The 20737-nt window shown below is 43.4% G+C and carries 17 protein-coding genes; 2 read left to right on the forward strand and 15 right to left on the reverse strand.

Going from position 1 to position 20737, the window contains the following annotated elements; all coding sequences use genetic code 11:
• Nucleotides 1–14 precede the first annotated feature (14 nt).
• From GQR87_RS18155 to GQR87_RS18170, 5 genes are all read right to left on the reverse strand, one after another.
• A complete protein-coding gene (locus tag GQR87_RS18155; RefSeq protein WP_158971811.1) occupies nt 15–1580 on the reverse strand; it encodes an IS1182 family transposase in 1566 nt (521 codons plus the stop codon).
• A 216-nt stretch (nt 1581–1796) separates the two neighbouring features.
• Entirely contained in the window at nt 1797–2234 is a 438-nt protein-coding gene (locus tag GQR87_RS18160; protein WP_158971813.1) for a hypothetical protein, read from the reverse strand.
• A gap of 131 nt (nt 2235–2365) precedes the next feature.
• Nucleotides 2366–3088 carry a reverse transcriptase domain-containing protein gene (locus GQR87_RS22560; protein ID WP_255456452.1) on the reverse strand — a complete coding sequence of 241 codons (723 nt, stop codon included), beginning with the start codon at nt 3086–3088 and terminating at the stop codon, nt 2366–2368.
• Entirely contained in the window at nt 2998–3654 is a 657-nt protein-coding gene (locus GQR87_RS22460) for a reverse transcriptase domain-containing protein (protein ID WP_255456453.1), read from the reverse strand. The genes GQR87_RS22560 and GQR87_RS22460 overlap by 91 nt, the downstream gene beginning before the upstream one ends.
• 689 nt (nt 3655–4343) lie before the next feature.
• Entirely contained in the window at nt 4344–4673 is a 330-nt protein-coding gene (locus GQR87_RS18170) for a hypothetical protein (protein ID WP_158971815.1), read from the reverse strand.
• 1919 nt (nt 4674–6592) lie between these two features.
• On the opposite strand from GQR87_RS18170, the gene ltrA (GQR87_RS18175) reads away from it, so the two are divergent.
• Nucleotides 6593–7942 (forward strand): group II intron reverse transcriptase/maturase, encoded by a 1350-nt coding sequence (ltrA, locus tag GQR87_RS18175; protein ID WP_158969720.1) that lies wholly within the window; start codon nt 6593–6595, stop codon nt 7940–7942.
• A gap of 79 nt (nt 7943–8021) precedes the next feature.
• On the opposite strand, the gene GQR87_RS18180 is transcribed toward ltrA (GQR87_RS18175), so the two are convergent.
• From GQR87_RS18180 to GQR87_RS18190, 3 genes are all read right to left on the reverse strand, one after another.
• Nucleotides 8022–8471: a hypothetical protein gene (locus GQR87_RS18180; RefSeq protein ID WP_158971817.1), complete on the reverse strand. Its 450-nt coding sequence runs from the start codon at nt 8469–8471 to the stop codon at nt 8022–8024.
• A gap of 133 nt (nt 8472–8604) precedes the next feature.
• Nucleotides 8605–9894, reverse strand: a complete 1290-nt coding sequence (ltrA, locus tag GQR87_RS18185) for a group II intron reverse transcriptase/maturase (RefSeq protein ID WP_158971819.1) — start codon at nt 9892–9894, stop codon at nt 8605–8607.
• A gap of 637 nt (nt 9895–10531) precedes the next feature.
• The gene (locus tag GQR87_RS18190) at nt 10532–10939 is read right to left on the reverse strand and encodes a hypothetical protein (RefSeq protein ID WP_158971821.1); all 408 of its coding nucleotides are present in this window, start codon (nt 10937–10939) and stop codon (nt 10532–10534) included.
• A 614-nt stretch (nt 10940–11553) separates the two neighbouring features.
• Between GQR87_RS18190 and ltrA (GQR87_RS18195) the strand changes: the two genes are divergently transcribed.
• A complete protein-coding gene (gene ltrA, locus GQR87_RS18195) occupies nt 11554–12903 on the forward strand; it encodes a group II intron reverse transcriptase/maturase (protein WP_158969720.1) in 1350 nt (449 codons plus the stop codon).
• A 68-nt stretch (nt 12904–12971) separates the two neighbouring features.
• Here the strand turns inward: ltrA (GQR87_RS18195) and GQR87_RS18200 are convergent, their stop codons facing one another.
• The 7 genes from GQR87_RS18200 to GQR87_RS22220 all read right to left on the reverse strand — a co-directional run bounded on the left by GQR87_RS18200 (nt 12972) and on the right by GQR87_RS22220 (nt 20484).
• Entirely contained in the window at nt 12972–13184 is a 213-nt protein-coding gene (locus GQR87_RS18200; protein WP_158971823.1) for a hypothetical protein, read from the reverse strand.
• 144 nt (nt 13185–13328) lie between these two features.
• Nucleotides 13329–14618, reverse strand: a complete 1290-nt coding sequence (gene ltrA, locus GQR87_RS18205) for a group II intron reverse transcriptase/maturase (protein ID WP_158971825.1) — start codon at nt 14616–14618, stop codon at nt 13329–13331.
• Between the two features lie 637 nt (nt 14619–15255).
• Nucleotides 15256–15624, reverse strand: coding sequence for a M48 family metallopeptidase (locus GQR87_RS18210; protein ID WP_158971827.1), 369 nt, complete (start codon nt 15622–15624; stop codon nt 15256–15258).
• Between the two features lie 116 nt (nt 15625–15740).
• Entirely contained in the window at nt 15741–16064 is a 324-nt protein-coding gene (locus GQR87_RS18215; RefSeq protein WP_158971829.1) for a hypothetical protein, read from the reverse strand.
• Nucleotides 16065–16190: 126 nt separating this feature from the next.
• Entirely contained in the window at nt 16191–17480 is a 1290-nt protein-coding gene (gene ltrA, locus GQR87_RS18220) for a group II intron reverse transcriptase/maturase (RefSeq protein ID WP_158971831.1), read from the reverse strand.
• 681 nt (nt 17481–18161) lie between these two features.
• Nucleotides 18162–19451, reverse strand: coding sequence for a group II intron reverse transcriptase/maturase (gene ltrA, locus GQR87_RS18225; RefSeq protein WP_158971831.1), 1290 nt, complete (start codon nt 19449–19451; stop codon nt 18162–18164).
• A 640-nt stretch (nt 19452–20091) separates the two neighbouring features.
• Nucleotides 20092–20484, reverse strand: coding sequence for a hypothetical protein (locus tag GQR87_RS22220; protein ID WP_199271644.1), 393 nt, complete (start codon nt 20482–20484; stop codon nt 20092–20094).
• Nucleotides 20485–20737: the final 253 nt, after the last annotated feature.

A 20737-nucleotide genomic window follows, 5' to 3' on the forward strand; every position in this document is an offset into this window, starting at 1 on the left:
CGGTACTTGACCCATTATGCCGCTAACTGTCCATAATTATTGAGTTTCTCAAGGTTGTGTATTAAACAGAAAAAGTGCCATTGGCCTTGCACTTTACTTTTACCTCGTAGGCTAAATCTGTTGAGCTTCTTGTTGGTCCCTATGTTGCCAAACACGGGCTCGACCACAGACATGCGGTGACTGTAAATTTGCTTGCCCTTTGGACTATCAACTCTATGCTTCATCCAGTCGGTATAGGTTGGGGATCTAGTTTCATTTAATGTGAAACTCACTTGCCTACCATTCCCTTTTCGATGGTCTGCGGCTTTTGGGTTATGCATGCATTGCTGCTTTTTATCGCAATTTCTACATTGCAATAACCTGCCTTCGAAATAAGCTATTTTAATGCCTGAGTCACTTTCACGTATCCCTCTAAAACTAATGCTTTCGCCCGACGGGCAAATGCAGCTATTAGTCACTGGGTCGAAGTTAAATTCATTGGCAGGAATGACTGTTTTCTTTCTGGTTCTCTTATCTTGATGGCGTTTACCGTATTTCGTTTTTTGCTCACTAAACTTAGGGTCACGACTTCTGAATTGATTATCAGGGATGTACGCATTGATGTCATTGTCATGCAGGTACTGCATGTTTTTCTCGTTAGCAAACCCCGTATCGGCGGTGATGATGGTTTGGGCTTTTAAAATATCGTCGCTAATCGCCAGGCGTTTAAATCGGTCTTGAATACCTTCTAATACGGGCTTTAAGGTATGGTGCTCTTGCCCCTCCCCAAATACCGTGGCATCCACAATAATTTGATGTTTCTTATCTACCGTTGCCACACCATTGTAGCCTTGAATGGTGCCTTTACTAGTCGTCATTTTGCCTGACTCGTTATCCGTAATATTGCTTTTCACTTCCTTCGTTTTTTTACCTTTCCCCATCCGTGGCTCGGCTTCCTCGAGGAACTTCTCTATCTTGTCGTGAGCATGATTCAAGGTTTCAATCGCTTGACTAGCACGTTGTTTACGAGCCTCATCAGCGCCTTCACTTTTATCTAATTTCTCATGTTCATTCATGTGATAACTGATTTGGCGTTTAAGCTTATCGCGTTTTTCTTTTAACTCTTTAAAGGTACCCGACCATTCCTTGGCTGCATTAGACGACATTTTACAGCCATCAATAGCAAACAACTCATTGCCCAACAATCCCTGCTCATGACATATCAATAACACCTGTTCAAACACCGATTCAATTTCGCTTCTGCGGCCACTGACAAATGCCGCTATCGTCGTGAAGTGCGGCACGGAATCACAACTCAACGCCTTAAATATAATATTGGTTTCACAGCACCACTGGATTTCACGGCTTGAGGTAATACCTTTCGAATAAGCAAACAAGATAATCTTCAGCAACGCAGCTGGGTCGTAGGCGGGACGGCCTGTTTGGTCATTTTGATACTTAGGATAAAACACTGACAGGTCCAGCTTATCTTCAATCAAATGATGAATAGCATATTCAAACGTTCCCGCCTGAAGTTGGTCTTGGTAGTTGATCACTACCATAGTGTTTTGTTGGTAATTAAGTGGGATAAAACGTGGCATTACCAAGGCTCCTTTCGCCTAATTGATAATACCTATTGGATCACAAACCATGATCTGAGGGAAGTGTTTTGTGTATAAAAAACAAACAAATTTAGGGTTTTTCTACAGCCTCAACGCCCGCATAATGGGCAATAACACGTAGGCTAAAATTGGAGCGAAGCGACTGAGCCTACGTGTTATTGTCCCAGCGAGCTTGCGAGCGAATTAATGCGTTTGTTAGGTGCTCTTGGTACTTTGCCAATAGATAAATACACCAAAGAGAAAAGAACATCCGCTTAAAATTAACATATTATTAATCCCTTTCTCTGTATCTAGCCCAGCCAAAAAGTTGTTACCATCAAAAAAAGCAGCAAGTGTCAAAATCCCTATAAAGGCAACGGGGCTAACAATACCAAAAAGAATAGCTGACTTAATACGAGAGATCGTCGAGGCTAGTAACTCACAAAAAATCCAAGCCATAAAAGAGAAAAAACCAATCATCGTAAATCCCCAAAGAGAAATTGAGGTAAACGCAGGACCCCAACTTTGAAATGGAACTCCTTTCGCAAATAAAGTTACTGGCATTACGACCATTATTAAAGCTAAAAACATTGCTAACGAAGGGAAGAGTACCATTTTTAATGGGATGTATTTACCACCGATATATGAATTCACCATCAATCCTTATGGAGCACCATCGTGGTAGAGCGGCCCATTACTGAGCCGACCCCACACAGATCCGGACGTGCGGAATTACCGCATCCGGCTCTTCAGTTATATATTCACCCGTGTAAATCACGACCACTTTAATACCAGTCAACATGGATCACTCTTTTGCTAACTCGTAGCTTCTGTATTTGGAAATACTCTAACATCTTCTTAAAATTACACCAATTGTAACTTCGACGACCACTGCGCCTGTTCAGCCATTTGTACAAACTATGTAGCACATAATTATATAGCTTACTTACGCTGCGGCTATTGTCGGGTAGCCCAAAGTAATTTCTAAACCCTGTGAGTTTGCGTTTTAATTGAGGTAGCCAAGTCGCTAGTTTCTGCGAGCGTTTGGCTTTGATGAAATGGTAAAATTCGCTCAGGCTACTTCGCTGCTTTTGACTCGCAGTTCGTCGCCTTAATCTCGGTTTACCTTTTGCATCAATGCCCCAGTAAAACGCAAACCCCAAGAACACAAACTGGCGCTTACGACTTGGATGGAATCGACTGAACCTTATTAGGCTGGTCTTTTCTGGTGCCGTATCCAGTTTGAATTTCTTGAGTCGTTTTGGCAACACGCTGTAAAACCGTTCGGCATCATTGGCATACTGAAACGCACACACAAAATCATCTGCGTAACGTATCAGCATAGCCCTGCCTCTCATGCGAGGTTTTATCTTCTTCTCAAACCATAAATCCAATGCATAATGCAAATAGATATTAGCTAGCACGGGGCTAATGATACCGCCTTGTGGTGTACCGCTTTGTGGTTTGAGATATCCCCTTCTGGCGATTTTATTCGTGCTTTCAACCATTGCCCGATTAAGCTCAAGAGCGCGTTATCATCAATGCGTTGTTTAAGCATCTCCATCAGCCAGTTGTGGTCAATATTATCGAAGAAGCCTTTAATGTCAGCCTCAACAATATAGCCATAACCTTTAAACTGAAGATTCAAACTCAAGCTATGCACCGCCTGATGCGCACTCTTATTTGGCCGATAACCATAACTGTTAGGCAAGAAATCCGCTTCCCAGATACTTTGCAGTATCTGACTCACGCTTTGCTGTACCAGTTTGTCATCCACTGTGGGTAAGCCTAATGGGCGTTGTTTACCATGACTTTTGGGTATGAATACACGCTTAATGTCACCTGCTCGATAGCACTTAGCTTTCAAGGCTGAACTTAAACGTGTGAGGTTTTCCACAAGCGATTCTTTGTATTTCGGCATCGTGATGCCATCAATACCAGGGGCTGCTCGTTTATTCAGTTGCCCCCAACTTTGATACAGTAAATCATCTCCTAGCAATCCATATAGGTTCTGAAATCTATGGTTGGGGTGTGTCTGTGATTTAAATGTGATGGCATTTAGTGCGGTTGTCATAGTGATCCAGCCCTACTTTGTCCGGTCTATGTATCTGCTAAACACCTGATATAACTGCTTGCCCCTTCGCCATGTGGTTGGCTTTCCCAACCTCAAACTACTATGAGCAAGTCTGACTGCCAAAGGGTCATCGTTCGCTCGCTTGTGGCTTAACTACCCTACCATTTTCCTTATGGAACACCTTTGGCTCTCTCAAGTTCTCAATACATCTCTTTATACATGCCACGGCTTTAGAACTCCGCTGACTCGCCACAACCTTGCCATCTCAGACACGCTGAATAACGGTTGCTTTGCTTGGACTTCGACGGCGTTACAAGCCTCGTCAGTCAGAACTTAATTTATTATCGGAGCGATAACAGCACTTCAGGAACACGCATTCCCTATGGCCTATATAATTCTCTGTGTACGCTTCACCTATATTGTTCATCTGGTTGCGAATGCATCGCTGATAAGTATTTCACCAATCCCAGACTCCGCCATAGGCGCAACACTCGATACAGGTGGTTGGCTAAACCTTACCTGACAGGGACTTACACCCTGCAAGATGCATCAAGCTTCGCTTGACGCACTAACGCTTTGAATATGGGGATTTTAGGCGCGCTTTGGCCGAAGGCCAGCGAGTAAAATTCCCAGTGAGTTTACGAACGATATAATTCATTTGTTATAAGTCCTTACCCTATTTAACCTTCTTAAGAACCGATTAGTACAGCCAAAACCACCTGAGTTACAAGCACTATTGCGAACACTCCAACAGATAGAAGCACTTTCTTTTTAGTTGTGTATGTTTCACATATAGCGTTAATAATTAGGTATGGAATAACAAAGAATAAAGAAAAAGTAATTAGGTGTAAAAATGCAGGAAGTTCAAAATACCCAATCGTGAAATCCAAAACACCGACAGTAACAAGAGGCGCCAAGTAAATAGTACATGAGCCAAAAAAATCCATTACATTTTCTTTATCCGCGAGCTTCAAAAAACCTAAAATTAATGCACCAGTTATTAATACTTGAATAATCAAAATTTACTCCTTGTGGGCTTATAACGCTTACGATAACGGGAAAAACCGAGTGCTTTGGCACGAAGTGCCAGCGAGGCTTTTTCCCAGAGAGCGAAGCGAACGTTGTTTATTGTTTTGTTAGGTTTCGTTGGCATTGCGCATCGCCTTATAAAGGATTACAGCCATAAGCATTGCGAACAAATTGAAAATGATACTTACATCGTATAAAGACCATGTAATATTGAAACTAAAACCTAAAGTTATTGAAAACCCTAAATGAGGTGTCTCAAATCCGATTATTTGTATTACATACATCCAAAACGCAAATTTGATAAATCTTAAGCTGCCTCGGAAGATTTTATAGGCTACAACGAGGTTTATTATTACTCCAAGCGGAACCAATAGAGCAAAGAACCAAACAAGTAGTCCCATATCCACTTTATCCGAAAACATTTCATAAATGCTGCCAAGTAACAAAGCACCAAGGAAACTCGAAACTATCAAAGCTACAATTGCGATCTTTGTGTACTTATTCTCCACCAAATTTTTCACTTCCCTTGTAATAGAAACCTAACGCTTACAATAACGGGAAAAACCGAGAGCTTTGGCACGAAGTGACAGCGAGGCTTTTTCCCAATGAGTGAAACGAATGTAGTTAATTGTTTTGTTATTTGGCTGGGCCTTAAAATGGGCTTTTACCATATTTTGACCTCAGTGATTTCCGGAATGGAATTAAAGTTGAGATTAAAAATATACAATTAACACCAGCAAAAAACAGGAAACCACGTAAGCCGCCATGTTCATATCCTATAAAGCTAGAAGGAATTAGACTAAGTAGAGCAATAGTGAAGATTGCCCGTCTATGTGTGTTCCAGTATAAAGTTGCTCCCTCAGATTTCATTTTCTTCCTAAAGCCATATAACGCTTAATATATGGGGATTTAATGAGCGCTTTTGGGCGAAGCCCAGCGAGTAAAATTCCCACCATGATATTTTTGTTAGCTAGCATTGCGGTTGCCTAAACTAACAACCAAAACATATAGACCATAAATGTAACTCAGCGGCCATATGAATGCGATACATACGCCAAGAAATTTACTCTTATTCTTGTAGCAATGAATAATTGAGCATACCCATAAATAAAGTAGAGATAAAAATGAAAGTACAAGAAGAGTATTTTCCCAAATGAACATTTCCTCGCCATCTAAACTCGAATCAGCTAAACGCGGATCTCCAAGATAATTTAGAAATATAAAGTACCCAAACATAGAAATGCTAAGCACTAGTAATATTGATAAATGTTTGGGGGTTCGGAAAAATTTCATGATGCTCGCTAACGCCCACTTAAGCGGACAAAAATAGTTGGTTATAATGTGAAGCGAAGCGGAACCTAACCAACTGTTTTTGTTCCGTTTGAAGTTCTTGTGTACGCCCAGCATGGGCATGAACTAATGAGGTGAAAGTCCTCTGTAGGAAGGTCACCGTTTATATAACTTACCGTTATTAAACGTTAACTACTAGTGAATGGCAAGGGCAAATCCGCGAGGATTTGTCTGGAGGAAGCCGGACGCAAATTTGCGAGCTGATGAACAAGAACATCATATGAGGCGTAGGCTGAAGGTGAGTTGGCACAAGACGACGAAACCATGTGATCTAACGGCCACCGTAAATGATGCAGCAGTGCAAAGAAAGTTCATGCTCTTATCTGGGGAGATCTGCTTAACAAGCGATCGGTAACTAACCAGTTAGGCTCTGGTATATAAGTGCCTTGGCTTTTCAGCGTCATCAACTGAAAAGAACAAATAGATGACACCGATAGCGCATAGCGGCGTAAGCCGTTTTGTGATTAAGCAGAAGTCAGCAGACGGCATAGTAGCCAAATGCCCATCGTAATGGTTGGGACACGGTGAAGGCCTGAACATTTAGAACAAAGGAGGAGCCTTGTCAGACTTGAATACACGAATGCCGTCCGGTAGCGACGTGACTCAGCGTACCGATAAGCAGCCAGCCTTTAGCGCACATCTACTTGAACCTATTCTACAACCGTCCAATATATTGGCGGCATGGAAACAGGTTCGAGCCAACAAAGGGGCTGCTGGCATTGATGGGATGACCATTGATGACTTCCCCGCTTGGGCAAAGGATGGAAACTGGAAACGTATTATGTCTGAGCTTCGCTCAGGTCAATACCAACCAGCACCTGTTCGGCGAGTGGAAATTGATAAACCAGATGGCGGTAAACGTCAGTTGGGAATTCCGACCATCATCGACCGCGTGATCCAACAAGCCATTGCTCAAGTCCTTACGCCTATTTTCGACCCGACCTTCTCAGACAACAGTTTTGGGTTTAGGCCAAATCGAAATGGGCAACAAGCGGTGAAACAGGTACAAAGCATCATTAAAACGGGTCGCCGTTTTACAGTCGATGTTGATCTGTCGAAGTTCTTTGACCGCGTTAATCATGATTTACTCATGACGCACCTTGGCTATAAAGTGAAGGACAAGCGATTGCTTAAATTGATTAAACGTTACTTGCGAGCTGGGGTTCTCTGCAAAACAAAGGGGGATAACCAGTTCTATAGTGAGAGTCGAGAAGGTGTGCCACAAGGCGGGCCGTTATCGCCGCTATTGGCAAACATCATGCTCGACCCTTTGGACAAAGAGCTTGAGAAACGAGGCCACAAATTTGCTCGCTATGCGGATGATTTCACCATACTGGTGAACAGCCCTCGTGCGGGAAAACGCGTGCTGAGTAGCATCAGTCGATTCCTGAGTCATAGCTTAAAATTGGTGGTTAACACCACTAAAAGCCACGTCAGTAAAACCAGTGAAAGCAAATTCCTTGGATTTACATTCAAGGCAGGTCGCATTCAATGGCACCCAAAGACATTGCTGAAATTTAAGCAACAAGTCCGAAGGTTAACGAACCGTAACTGGGGCGTGTCCATGCGCTACCAACTCTTTAAAATCAGCCAATATTTACGCGGCTGGATAAACTACTTTGGTATCGCCAGTGGTTACCAGCGCTGTGTCGATCTGGATCATTGGATCAGGCGCAGAGTTCGAATGGCCTACTGGCGACAGTGGCGAAAGCCACGTACTAAAGTTAGAAGTTTAATGAGATTAGGTGTGCATGTTCAAGCCGCAGTTGCCTGTGGCATTACCAGCAAGGGGCCATGGCGTAGTGCTAAAACTCCGGGGGTCAATCAGGCTTTATCGCTTGATTACTTAAAATCCGAAGGGCTTTATTCGTTACGTGATGGATGGATTGCGCTTCACTATCCTAAGTGAAACGCCCTGTGCGGAGCCGCATGCAGGGTGTTGTGGGGGCTGGAGGTTAGATACCTCCGGCTACCCGATTATGCGAATACTACGTATCATACTCGCCGCTATCCCAAGGCTCGAAAAATGCCATGTAATTGCCAGGTAATAACTCTACAGCCCAAATATCATCTTCGTCTTCTGGTTCTCTAGTTATTAACCCTATTTCAACTCCATTATGATTAATTGAAAAAGGTTTTACTTCTATACGCTGATAAGTGACATCGCCTAATTCTTTTAAACGAGCTAAATATATATTTTTTCGTGCATCTTCGTCATACGAACCTCTAGAACCAATAGTGTCGATAATTGAATCAACTAAGTTACCTGACAAATCAAATTTAAATAGTGCTATGTACTCACAACCTTGAGAATTTGAAATTGCTGGTTCAAACGGAGTTGTTAAGAAAAATTGCAATCCATCTTGGGTTCTACCAACATGCTCAGCGTGATAATCGTCATGATCTATTGCAACAATAACTGGTTTATTAGAATTCATACTGCGATCTCCATTCATTCGCAATCGTGGTAGAGCGGCCCATTACTGAGCCGACCCCACACAGATCCGGACGTGCGGAATTACCGCATCCGGCTCTTCAGTTATATATTCACCCGTGTAAATCACGGCCACTTTAATACCAGTCAACATGGATCACTCTTTTGCTAACTCGTAGCTTCTGTATTTGGAAATACTCTAACATCTTCTTAAAATTACACCAATTGTAACTTCGACGACCACTGCGCCTGTTCAGCCATTTGTACAAACTATGTAGCACATAATTATATAGCTTACTTACGCTACGGCTGTTGTCGGGTAGCCCAAAGTAATTTCTAAACCCTGTGAGTTTGCGTTTTAATTGAGGTAGCCAAGTCGCTAGTTTCTGCGAGCGTTTGGCTTTGATGAAATGGTAAAATTCGCTCAGGCTACTTCGCTGCTTTTGACTCGCAGTTCGTCGCCTTAATCTCGGTTTACCTTTTGCATCAATGCCCCAGTAAAACGCAAACCCCAAGAACACAAACTGGCGCTTACGACTTGGATGGAATCGACTGAACCTTATTAGGCTGGTCTTTTCTGGTGCCGTATCCAGTTTGAATTTCTTGAGTCGTTTTGGCAACACGCTGTAAAACCGTTCGGCATCATTGGCATACTGAAACGCACACACAAAATCATCTGCGTAACGTATCAGCATAGCCCTGCCTCTCATGCGAGGTTTTATCTTCTTCTCAAACCATAAATCCAATGCATAATGCAAATAGATATTAGCTAGCACGGGGCTAATGATACCGCCTTGTGGTGTACCGCTTTGTGGTTTGAGATACTCCCCTTCTGGCGATTTTATTCGTGCTTTCAACCATTGCCCGATTAAGCTCAAGAGCGCGTTATCATCAATGCGTTGTTTAAGCATCTCCATCAGCCAGTTGTGGTCAATATTATCGAAGAAGCCTTTAATGTCTGCCTCAACAATATAGCCATAACCTTTAAACTGAAGATTCAAACTCAAGCTATGCACCGCCTGATGCGCACTCTTATTTGGCCGATAACCATAACTGTTAGGCAAGAAATCCGCTTCCCAGATACCTTGCAGTATCTGACTCACGCTTTGCTGTACCAGTTTGTCATCCACTGTGGGTAGGCCTAATGGGCGCTGTTTACCATGACTTTTGGGTATGAAGACACGCTTAATGTCACTTGCTCGATAGCACTTAGCTTTCAAGGCTGAACTTAAACGTGTGAGGTTTTCCACAAGCGATGTCTGGTATTTTGGTACCGTAATACCATCAATACCTGACGCAGCTCGTTTATTCAGTTGCCCCCAACTTTGATACAGTAAATCATCTCCTAGCAATCCATATAGGTTCTGAAATCTATGGTTGGGGTGTGTCTGTGATTTAAATGTGATGGCATTTAGTGCGGTTGTCATAGTGAGTCCAGCCCTACTTTGTCCGGTCTATGTATCTGCTAAACACCTGATATAACTGCTTGCCCCTTCGCCATGTGGTTGGCTTTCCCAACCTCAAACTACTATGAGCAAGTCTGACTGCCAAAGGGTCATCGTTCGCCTTGCTTGTGGCTTGGCTACCCTACCATTTTCCTTATGGAACACCTTTGGCTCTCTCAAGTTCTCAATACATCTCTTTATACATGCCACGGCTTAATAACTCCGCTGACTCGCCACAACCTTGCCATTTCAGACACGCTGAATAACGGTTGCTTTGCTTGGACTTCGACGGCGTTACAAGCCTCGTCAGTCAGAACTTAATTTATTATCGGAGCGATAACAGCACTTCAGGAACACGCATTCCCTATGGCCTATATAATTCTCTGTGTACGCTTCACCTATATTGTTCATCTGGTTGCGAATACATCGCTGATAAGTATCTCACCAATCCCAGACTCCGCCATAGGCGCAACACTCGATACAGGTGGTTGGCTAAACCTTACCTGACAGGGACTTACACCCTGCAAGATGCATCAAGCTTCGCTTGACGCACTAACGCCCCAAGCAGGGGATTTTATGAGCGTTGTGCAGCGAGTAAAATTCCCGCTGACTTGGTTTGTTAGGAGTCAAGGGCATCACCGTGTTGAAAATAAATAACCTTATCGTTAGTTAAATAATTTGTAGCCCAAGTGGGCGAATTAATTGATGCAACTGAACCGTCTTTAGCGACTTTAGTGCTGGATCGAGCAAAGACGTCATATTCATGAATAGCAGGTAATGCCTCTAATTCGATATAGAGTTGGAGAGCTGTATAGTCCTTTGCAGTCAATTCATAGTGTTTTGCAATGTCTGACGGAATCAAAAAGAATTCTTCATCTTCGTCCCAATCTATAGCCTCAACATCTTTCAAATATATGGTTCCGTCTTTATCTTCCGTATATTCAGCAAAACCGACAGAAAACTCTTTGAATTCATCATTCATTTCGAATGATTTTTCCAAGTCTTCAATTATATGTCGAACCTTCAATTTGACTCCTAACGTTTTGCTAAGGGGCAAATAATGGTTGGCTATAATGTGCGAGGCACGAGCGCAGCCAACTTTTATTTGTCCGTTTAAGCAACTTGTGTACGCCCAGCATGGGCATGAACTAATGAGGTGAAAGTCCTCTGTAGGAAGGTCACCGTTTATATAACTTACCGTTATTAAACGTTAACTACTAGTGAATGGCAAGGGCAAATCCGCGAGGATTTGTCTGGAGGAAGCCGGACGCAAATTTGCGAGCTGATGAACAAGAACATCATATGAGGCGTAGGCTGAAGGTGAGTTGGCACAAGACGACGAAACCATGTGATCTAACGGCCACCGTAAATGATGCAGCAGTGCAAAGAAAGTTCATGCTCTTATCTGGGGAGATCTGCTTAACAAGCGATCGGTAACTAACCAGTTAGGCTCTGGTATATAAGTGCCTTGGCTTTTCAGCGTCATCAACTGAAAAGAACAAATAGATGACACCGATAGCGCATAGCGGCGTAAGCCGTTTTGTGATTAAGCAGAAGTCAGCAGACGGCATAGTAGCCAAATGCCCATCGTAATGGTTGGGACACGGTGAAGGCCTGAACATTTAGAACAAAGGAGGAGCCTTGTCAGACTTGAATACACGAATGCCGTCCGGTAGCGACGTGACTCAGCGTACCGATAAGCAGCCAGCCTTTAGCGCACATCTACTTGAACCTATTCTACAACCGTCCAATATATTGGCGGCATGGAAACAGGTTCGAGCCAACAAAGGGGCTGCTGGCATTGATGGGATGACCATTGATGACTTCCCCGCTTGGGCAAAGGATGGAAACTGGAAACGTATTATGTCTGAGCTTCGCTCAGGTCAATACCAACCAGCACCTGTTCGGCGAGTGGAAATTGATAAACCAGATGGCGGTAAACGTCAGTTGGGAATTCCGACCATCATCGACCGCGTGATCCAACAAGCCATTGCTCAAGTCCTTACGCCTATTTTCGACCCGACCTTCTCAGACAACAGTTTTGGGTTTAGGCCAAATCGAAATGGGCAACAAGCGGTGAAACAGGTACAAAGCATCATTAAAACGGGTCGCCGTTTTACAGTCGATGTTGATCTGTCGAAGTTCTTTGACCGCGTTAATCATGATTTACTCATGACGCACCTTGGCTATAAAGTGAAGGACAAGCGATTGCTTAAATTGATTAAACGTTACTTGCGAGCTGGGGTTCTCTGCAAAACAAAGGGGGATAACCAGTTCTATAGTGAGAGTCGAGAAGGTGTGCCACAAGGCGGGCCGTTATCGCCGCTATTGGCAAACATCATGCTCGACCCTTTGGACAAAGAGCTTGAGAAACGAGGCCACAAATTTGCTCGCTATGCGGATGATTTCACCATACTGGTGAACAGCCCTCGTGCGGGAAAACGCGTGCTGAGTAGCATCAGTCGATTCCTGAGTCATAGCTTAAAATTGGTGGTTAACACCACTAAAAGCCACGTCAGTAAAACCAGTGAAAGCAAATTCCTTGGATTTACATTCAAGGCAGGTCGCATTCAATGGCACCCAAAGACATTGCTGAAATTTAAGCAACAAGTCCGAAGGTTAACGAACCGTAACTGGGGCGTGTCCATGCGCTACCAACTCTTTAAAATCAGCCAATATTTACGCGGCTGGATAAACTACTTTGGTATCGCCAGTGGTTACCAGCGCTGTGTCGATCTGGATCATTGGATCAGGCGCAGAGTTCGAATGGCCTACTGGCGACAGTGGCGAAAGCCACGTACTAAAGTTAGAAGTTTAATGAGATTAGGTGTGCATGTTCAAGCCGCAGTTGCCTGTGGCATTACCAGCAAGGGGCCATGGCGTAGTGCTAAAACTCCGGGGGTCAATCAGGCTTTATCGCTTGATTACTTAAAATCCGAAGGGCTTTATTCGTTACGTGATGGATGGATTGCGCTTCACTATCCTAAGTGAAACGCCCTGTGCGGAGCCGCATGCAGGGTGTTGTGGGGGCTGGAGGTTAGATACCTCCGGCTACCCGATTATGTGTTTTTGCTAGAGTAATGATAAATAGCGCATATTGTAGCAACAGATAAACCTAAAATTGTTGCCGTGGTTGCTGAATATATTCCTGCTTGTTGACTTGATATAACACCAAAATTGAAGCTTTGTATTATTGGTAATAGACCGAAATATACACCCGACAATAAACCTAACGTTCCACAGATAATACCTATATTTTTACTATGCTTCATATGAACTCCATTCCATGTAGATTGATTAAACACAATCGTGGTAGAGCGGCCCATTACTGAGCCGACCCCACACAGATCCGGACGTGCGGAATTACCGCATCCGGCTCTTCAGTTATATATTCACCCGTGTAAATCACGGCCACTTTAATACCAGTCAACATGGATCACTCTTTTGCTAACTCGTAGCTTCTGTATTTGGAAATACTCTAACATCTTCTTAAAATTACACCAATTGTAACTTCGACGACCACTGCGCCTGTTCAGCCATTTGTACAAACTATGTAGCACATAATTATATAGCTTACTTACGCTACGGCTGTTGTCGGGTAGCCCAAAGTAATTTCTAAACCCTGTGAGTTTGCGTTTTAATTGAGGTAGCCAAGTCGCTAGTTTCTGCGAGCGTTTGGCTTTGATGAAATGGTAAAATTCGCTCAGGCTACTTCGCTGCTTTTGACTCGCAGTTCGTCGCCTTAATCTCGGTTTACCTTTTGCATCAATGCCCCAGTAAAACGCAAACCCCAAGAACACAAACTGGCGCTTACGACTTGGATGGAATCGACTGAACCTTATTAGGCTGGTCTTTTCTGGTGCCGTATCCAGTTTGAATTTCTTGAGTCGTTTTGGCAACACGCTGTAAAACCGTTCGGCATCATTGGCATACTGAAACGCACACACAAAATCATCTGCGTAACGTATCAGCATAGCCCTGCCTCTCATGCGAGGTTTTATCTTCTTCTCAAACCATAAATCCAATGCATAATGCAAATAGATATTAGCTAGCACGGGGCTAATGATACCGCCTTGTGGTGTACCGCTTTGTGGTTTGAGATACTCCCCTTCTGGCGATTTTATTCGTGCTTTCAACCATTGCCCGATTAAGCTCAAGAGCGCGTTATCATCAATGCGTTGTTTAAGCATCTCCATCAGCCAGTTGTGGTCAATATTATCGAAGAAGCCTTTAATGTCTGCCTCAACAATATAGCCATAACCTTTAAACTGAAGATTCAAACTCAAGCTATGCACCGCCTGATGCGCACTCTTATTTGGCCGATAACCATAACTGTTAGGCAAGAAATCCGCTTCCCAGATACTTTGCAGTATCTGACTCACGCTTTGCTGTACCAGTTTGTCATCCACTGTGGGTAAGCCTAATGGGCGTTGTTTACCATGACTTTTGGGTATGAATACACGCTTAATGTCACCTGCTCGATAGCACTTAGCTTTCAAGGCTGAACTTAAACGTGTGAGGTTTTCCACAAGCGATGTCTGGTATTTTGGTACCGTAATACCATCAATACCTGACGCAGCTCGTTTATTCAGTTGCCCCCAACTTTGATACAGTAAATCATCTCCTAGCAATCCATATAGGTTCTGAAATCTATGGTTGGGGTGTGTCTGTGATTTAAATGTGATGGCATTTAGTGCGGTTGTCATAGTGAGTCCAGCCCTACTTTGTCCGGTCTATGTATCTGCTAAACACCTGATATAACTGCTTGCCCCTTCGCCATGTGGTTGGCTTTCCCAACCTCAAACTACTATGAGCAAGTCTGACTGCCAAAGGGTCATCGTTCGCCTTGCTTGTGGCTTGGCTACCCTACCATTTTCCTTATGGAACACCTTTGGCTCTCTCAAGTTCTCAATACATCTCTTTATACATGCCACGGCTTAATAACTCCGCTGACTCGCCACAACCTTGCCATTTCAGACACGCTGAATAACGGTTGCTTTGCTTGGACTTCGACGGCGTTACAAGCCTCGTCAGTCAGAACTTAATTTATTATCGGAGCGATAACAGCACTTCAGGAACACGCATTCCCTATGGCCTATATAATTCTCTGTGTACGCTTCACCTATATTGTTCATCTGGTTGCGAATACATCGCTGATAAGTATCTCACCAATCCCAGACTCCGCCATAGGCGCAACACTCGATACAGGTGGTTGGCTAAACCTTACCTGACAGGGACTTACACCCTGCAAGATGCATCAAGCTTCGCTTGACGCACTAACGCCCCAAGCAGGGGATTTTATGAGTGTTTTTCAGCGAGTAAAATTCCCGCTGACTTGGCTTGTTATACACTTTTACGTTTATCAATATTGTTAATATATTTTTCTGCACTTTCTGTCCAATGTGGCTCTGATGAGGATATGTCTACAAAAAGAGAACGCGCCTCGTCATACCTACCCAATTTAAAAAGCGCTCTAGCTTTAGCCCAAGCAAAATTAGATTCACCTGGATACCTGCTAAGGTATCCATCAGCTTTTGCTAGAATTTGCTCGTATTGGCCTTGATTGTCCCAAGCGTCTATTTTGTTGTTCAACCGTTCAAGAACTTGTGGGAATAAAAGTCGCTTCAAATTAATGGCAGCTCGCAATATCCAGAAAATCATGCAAATTCCAAATAGGTAATAAAGTACGTCTATTTTATCTTCTACAGTCATTTATATCCCTATTGTGTATAACGTTTTGAATATGGGGCAAATATGAGCGTTTTGGCCGAAGGCCAGCGAGTATTTGTCCCAGTGAGTTTACGAACGACATTATTCATTTGTTAGGGTTACTTGAACCCGAATGGTGATTTATGTTGACCACCCTCGAACTCTTGAATTACTACCTCAGCACTAAGGCCAATTATGCCGCCATTTTTGACAATAACTTTTAAAGCCGACAAAGCTTGAGGATAATTTTTTTGTGCAAGTAAATGACTAGCAGTCCAACTAACCACCCAATCATTTTTATGTTCAAGTAGTGCCAGTAATTCTGCCTGATCATTAACTTGGGCAATAGCGTTCTTCATTGTTTCAAAATACTTAGCATCATCTGAGGATGTGCCATCTCCTTTTGCAATTGCCGACTCACAAAATTTTTGAATATACGACATACTTTCCTTGTAACCCATCGTGGTAGAGCGGCCCATTACTGAGCCGACCCCACACAGATCCGGACGTGCGGAATTACCGCATCCGGCTCTTCAGTTATATATTCACCCGTGTAAATCACGACCACTTTAATACCAGTCAACATGGATCACTCTTTTGCTAACTCGTAGCTTCTGTATTTGGAAATACTCTAACATCTTCTTAAAATTACACCAATTGTAACTTCGACGACCACTGCGCCTGTTCAGCCATTTGTACAAACTATGTAGCACATAATTATATAGCTTACTTACGCTGCGGCTATTGTCGGGTAGCCCAAAGTAATTTCTAAACCCTGTGAGTTTGCGTTTTAATTGAGGTAGCCAAGTCGCTAGTTTCTGCGAGCGTTTGGCTTTGATGAAATGGTAAAATTCGCTCAGGCTACTTCGCTGCTTTTGACTCGCAGTTCGTCGCCTTAATCTCGGTTTACCTTTTGCATCAATGCCCCAGTAAAACGCAAACCCCAAGAACACAAACTGGCGCTTACGACTTGGATGGAATCGACTGAACCTTATTAGGCTGGTCTTTTCTGGTGCCGTATCCAGTTTGAATTTCTTGAGTCGTTTTGGCAACACGCTGTAAAACCGTTCGGCATCATTGGCATACTGAAACGCACACACAAAATCATCTGCGTAACGTATCAGCATAGCCCTGCCTCTCATGCGAGGTTTTATCTTCTTCTCAAACCATAAATCCAACGCATAATGCAAATAGATATTAGCTAGCACGGGGCTAATGATACCGCCTTGTGGTGTACCGCTTTGTGGTTTGAGATAATCCCCTTCTGGCGATTTTATTCGTGCTTTCAACCATTGCCCGATTAAGCTCAAGAGCGCGTTATCATCAATGCGTTGTTTAAGCATCTCCATCAGCCAGTTGTGGTCAATATTATCGAAGAAGCCTTTAATGTCAGCCTCAACAATATAGCCATAACCTTTAAACTGAAGATTCAAACTCAAGCTATGCACCGCCTGATGCGCACTCTTATTTGGCCGATAACCATAACTGTTAGGCAAGAAATCCGCTTCCCAGATACTTTGCAGTATCTGACTCACGCTTTGCTGTACCAGTTTGTCATCCACTGTGGGTAAGCCTAATGGGCGTTGTTTACCATGACTTTTGGGTATGAATACACGCTTAATGTCACCTGCTCGATAGCACTTAGCTTTCAAGGCTGAACTTAAACGTGTGAGGTGTTCCACAAGCGATTCTTTGTATTTCGGCATCGTGATGCCATCAATACCAGGGGCTGCTCGTTTATTCAGTTGCCCCCAACTTTGATACAGTAAATCATCTCCTAGCAATCCATATAGGTTCTGAAATCTATGGTTGGGGTGTGTCTGTGATTTAAATGTGATGGCATTTAGTGCGGTTGTCATAGTGAATCCAGCCCTACTTTGTCCGGTCTATGTATCTGCTAAACACCTGATATAACTGCTTGCCCCTTCGCCATGTGGTTGGCTTTCCCAACCTCAAACTACTATGAGCAAGTCTGACTGCCAAAGGGTCATCGTTCGTCTCGCTTGTGGCTTAACTACCCTACCATTTTCCTTATGGAACACCTCTGGCTCTCTCAAGTTCTCAATACATCTCTTTATACATGCCACGGCTTTAGAACTCCGCTGACTCGCCACAACCTTGCCATCTCAGACACGCTGAATAACGGTTGCTTTGCTTGGACTTCGACGGCGTTACAAGCCTCGTCAGTCAGAACTTAATTTATTATCGGAGCGATAACAGCACTTCAGGAACACGCATTCCCTATGGCCTATATAATTCTCTGTGTACGCTTCACCTATATTGTTCATCTGGTTGCGAATGCATCGCTGATAAGTATTTCACCAATCCCAGACTCCGCCATAGGCGCAACACTCGATACAGGTGGTTGGCTAAACCTTACCTGACAGGGACTTACACCCTGCAAGATGCATCAAGCTTCGCTTGACGCACATCGTGGTAGAGCGGCCCATTACTGAGCCGACCCCACACAGATCCGGACGTGCGGAATTACCGCATCCGGCTCTTCAGTTATATATTCACCCGTGTAAATCACGACCACTTTAATACCAGTCAACATGGATCACTCTTTTGCTAACTCGTAGCTTCTGTATTTGGAAATACTCTAACATCTTCTTAAAATTACACCAATTGTAACTTCGACGACCACTGCGCCTGTTCAGCCATTTGTACAAACTATGTAGCACATAATTATATAGCTTACTTACGCTGCGGCTATTGTCGGGTAGCCCAAAGTAATTTCTAAACCCTGTGAGTTTGCGTTTTAATTGAGGTAGCCAAGTCGCTAGTTTCTGCGAGCGTTTGGCTTTGATGAAATGGTAAAATTCGCTCAGGCTACTTCGCTGCTTTTGACTCGCAGTTCGTCGCCTTAATCTCGGTTTACCTTTTGCATCAATGCCCCAGTAAAACGCAAACCCCAAGAACACAAACTGGCGCTTACGACTTGGATGGAATCGACTGAACCTTATTAGGCTGGTCTTTTCTGGTGCCGTATCCAGTTTGAATTTCTTGAGTCGTTTTGGCAACACGCTGTAAAACCGTTCGGCATCATTGGCATACTGAAACGCACACACAAAATCATCTGCGTAACGTATCAGCATAGCCCTGCCTCTCATGCGAGGTTTTATCTTCTTCTCAAACCATAAATCCAACGCATAATGCAAATAGATATTAGCTAGCACGGGGCTAATGATACCGCCTTGTGGTGTACCGCTTTGTGGTTTGAGATAATCCCCTTCTGGCGATTTTATTCGTGCTTTCAACCATTGCCCGATTAAGCTCAAGAGCGCGTTATCATCAATGCGTTGTTTAAGCATCTCCATCAGCCAGTTGTGGTCAATATTATCGAAGAAGCCTTTAATGTCAGCCTCAACAATATAGCCATAACCTTTAAACTGAAGATTCAAACTCAAGCTATGCACCGCCTGATGCGCACTCTTATTTGGCCGATAACCATAACTGTTAGGCAAGAAATCCGCTTCCCAGATACTTTGCAGTATCTGACTCACGCTTTGCTGTACCAGTTTGTCATCCACTGTGGGTAAGCCTAATGGGCGTTGTTTACCATGACTTTTGGGTATGAATACACGCTTAATGTCACCTGCTCGATAGCACTTAGCTTTCAAGGCTGAACTTAAACGTGTGAGGTGTTCCACAAGCGATTCTTTGTATTTCGGCATCGTGATGCCATCAATACCAGGGGCTGCTCGTTTATTCAGTTGCCCCCAACTTTGATACAGTAAATCATCTCCTAGCAATCCATATAGGTTCTGAAATCTATGGTTGGGGTGTGTCTGTGATTTAAATGTGATGGCATTTAGTGCGGTTGTCATAGTGAATCCAGCCCTACTTTGTCCGGTCTATGTATCTGCTAAACACCTGATATAACTGCTTGCCCCTTCGCCATGTGGTTGGCTTTCCCAACCTCAAACTACTATGAGCAAGTCTGACTGCCAAAGGGTCATCGTTCGTCTCGCTTGTGGCTTAACTACCCTACCATTTTCCTTATGGAACACCTCTGGCTCTCTCAAGTTCTCAATACATCTCTTTATACATGCCACGGCTTTAGAACTCCGCTGACTCGCCACAACCTTGCCATCTCAGACACGCTGAATAACGGTTGCTTTGCTTGGACTTCGACGGCGTTACAAGCCTCGTCAGTCAGAACTTAATTTATTATCGGAGCGATAACAGCACTTCAGGAACACGCATTCCCTATGGCCTATATAATTCTCTGTGTACGCTTCACCTATATTGTTCATCTGGTTGCGAATGCATCGCTGATAAGTATTTCACCAATCCCAGACTCCGCCATAGGCGCAACACTCGATACAGGTGGTTGGCTAAACCTTACCTGACAGGGACTTACACCCTGCAAGATGCATCAAGCTTCGCTTGACGCACTAACGCTTAACATATGGGGATTTTAGGAGCGCTTTACCAGCGAGTAAAATTCCCACCATTATGTTTTTGTTATACATCGATTGCTACAATAGTTGGTTGATCATCGTAGGTTATTACATCAATAAATTCATCATCTGTTACCAATATAAAATGGTTGAATTTATCTTTCTCAAAAATTTCATGTTTTTCATTAAAGCAGTAATTGATTAGTTCTGAATCGTAGGCTTGATAGATAAAGCCATCTGCAAAAACAGGTGTGTCAAATTGGCTTTGAAATTTTAATAAATCACCTTCATCCATAACTCGAAAATAATGTGGAGTACGAAATGCAATAAGGTAGCTCTGATCGAGTTTTCGATATTCTATTTGGGCAGTTAATAAGCCATGAGAATAATTCAAAGACGCAAGAAATCTATCTTGCTTAGGTTGATCATTGGAACCTTTCCATAGTTCGATATTCACCAAACTCTCCCCGATGTATAACTACTTAGTGATTATACGGCACGTAGTGTGTGACGAATAATCACCTTGTTGGACAAAGCCGAGACCCTGCCCTTAAATTTATTGGTATTGTTTATGCTAATGGAATTTGTATTTGAAAGGAATAGCGGTTCGCGTATCAAGGGCAAGTTTATTCGCATACCTACCAGCCACTATGAGCAATATTTTTATGTTAAACACGGTACTGGTTATCATATTATCGACTCTTTATCTT

Origin of the sequence: Paraglaciecola sp. L3A3, from assembly GCF_009796765.1 — a bacterium.
Lineage (GTDB): Bacteria > Pseudomonadota > Gammaproteobacteria > Enterobacterales > Alteromonadaceae > Paraglaciecola.

Bases quoted from the DNA above. Each gene is read 5' to 3' on its own strand.
- GQR87_RS18155 (WP_158971811.1), bottom strand. From the start codon at position 1,580: ATGCCACGTTTTATCCCACTTAATTACCAACAAAACACTATGGTAGTG.
- GQR87_RS22560 (WP_255456452.1), bottom strand. From the start codon at position 3,088: ATGGTTGAAAGCACGAATAAAATCGCCAGAAGGGGATATCTCAAACCA.
- GQR87_RS22460 (WP_255456453.1), bottom strand. From the start codon at position 3,654: ATGACAACCGCACTAAATGCCATCACATTTAAATCACAGACACACCCC.
- GQR87_RS18180 (WP_158971817.1), bottom strand. From the start codon at position 8,471: ATGAATTCTAATAAACCAGTTATTGTTGCAATAGATCATGACGATTAT.
- ltrA (WP_158971819.1), bottom strand. From the start codon at position 9,894: ATGACAACCGCACTAAATGCCATCACATTTAAATCACAGACACACCCC.
- GQR87_RS18200 (WP_158971823.1), bottom strand. From the start codon at position 13,184: ATGAAGCATAGTAAAAATATAGGTATTATCTGTGGAACGTTAGGTTTA.
- ltrA (WP_158971825.1), bottom strand. From the start codon at position 14,618: ATGACAACCGCACTAAATGCCATCACATTTAAATCACAGACACACCCC.
- GQR87_RS18210 (WP_158971827.1), bottom strand. From the start codon at position 15,624: ATGACTGTAGAAGATAAAATAGACGTACTTTATTACCTATTTGGAATT.
- GQR87_RS18215 (WP_158971829.1), bottom strand. From the start codon at position 16,064: ATGTCGTATATTCAAAAATTTTGTGAGTCGGCAATTGCAAAAGGAGAT.
- ltrA (WP_158971831.1), bottom strand. From the start codon at position 17,480: ATGACAACCGCACTAAATGCCATCACATTTAAATCACAGACACACCCC.
- ltrA (WP_158971831.1), bottom strand. From the start codon at position 19,451: ATGACAACCGCACTAAATGCCATCACATTTAAATCACAGACACACCCC.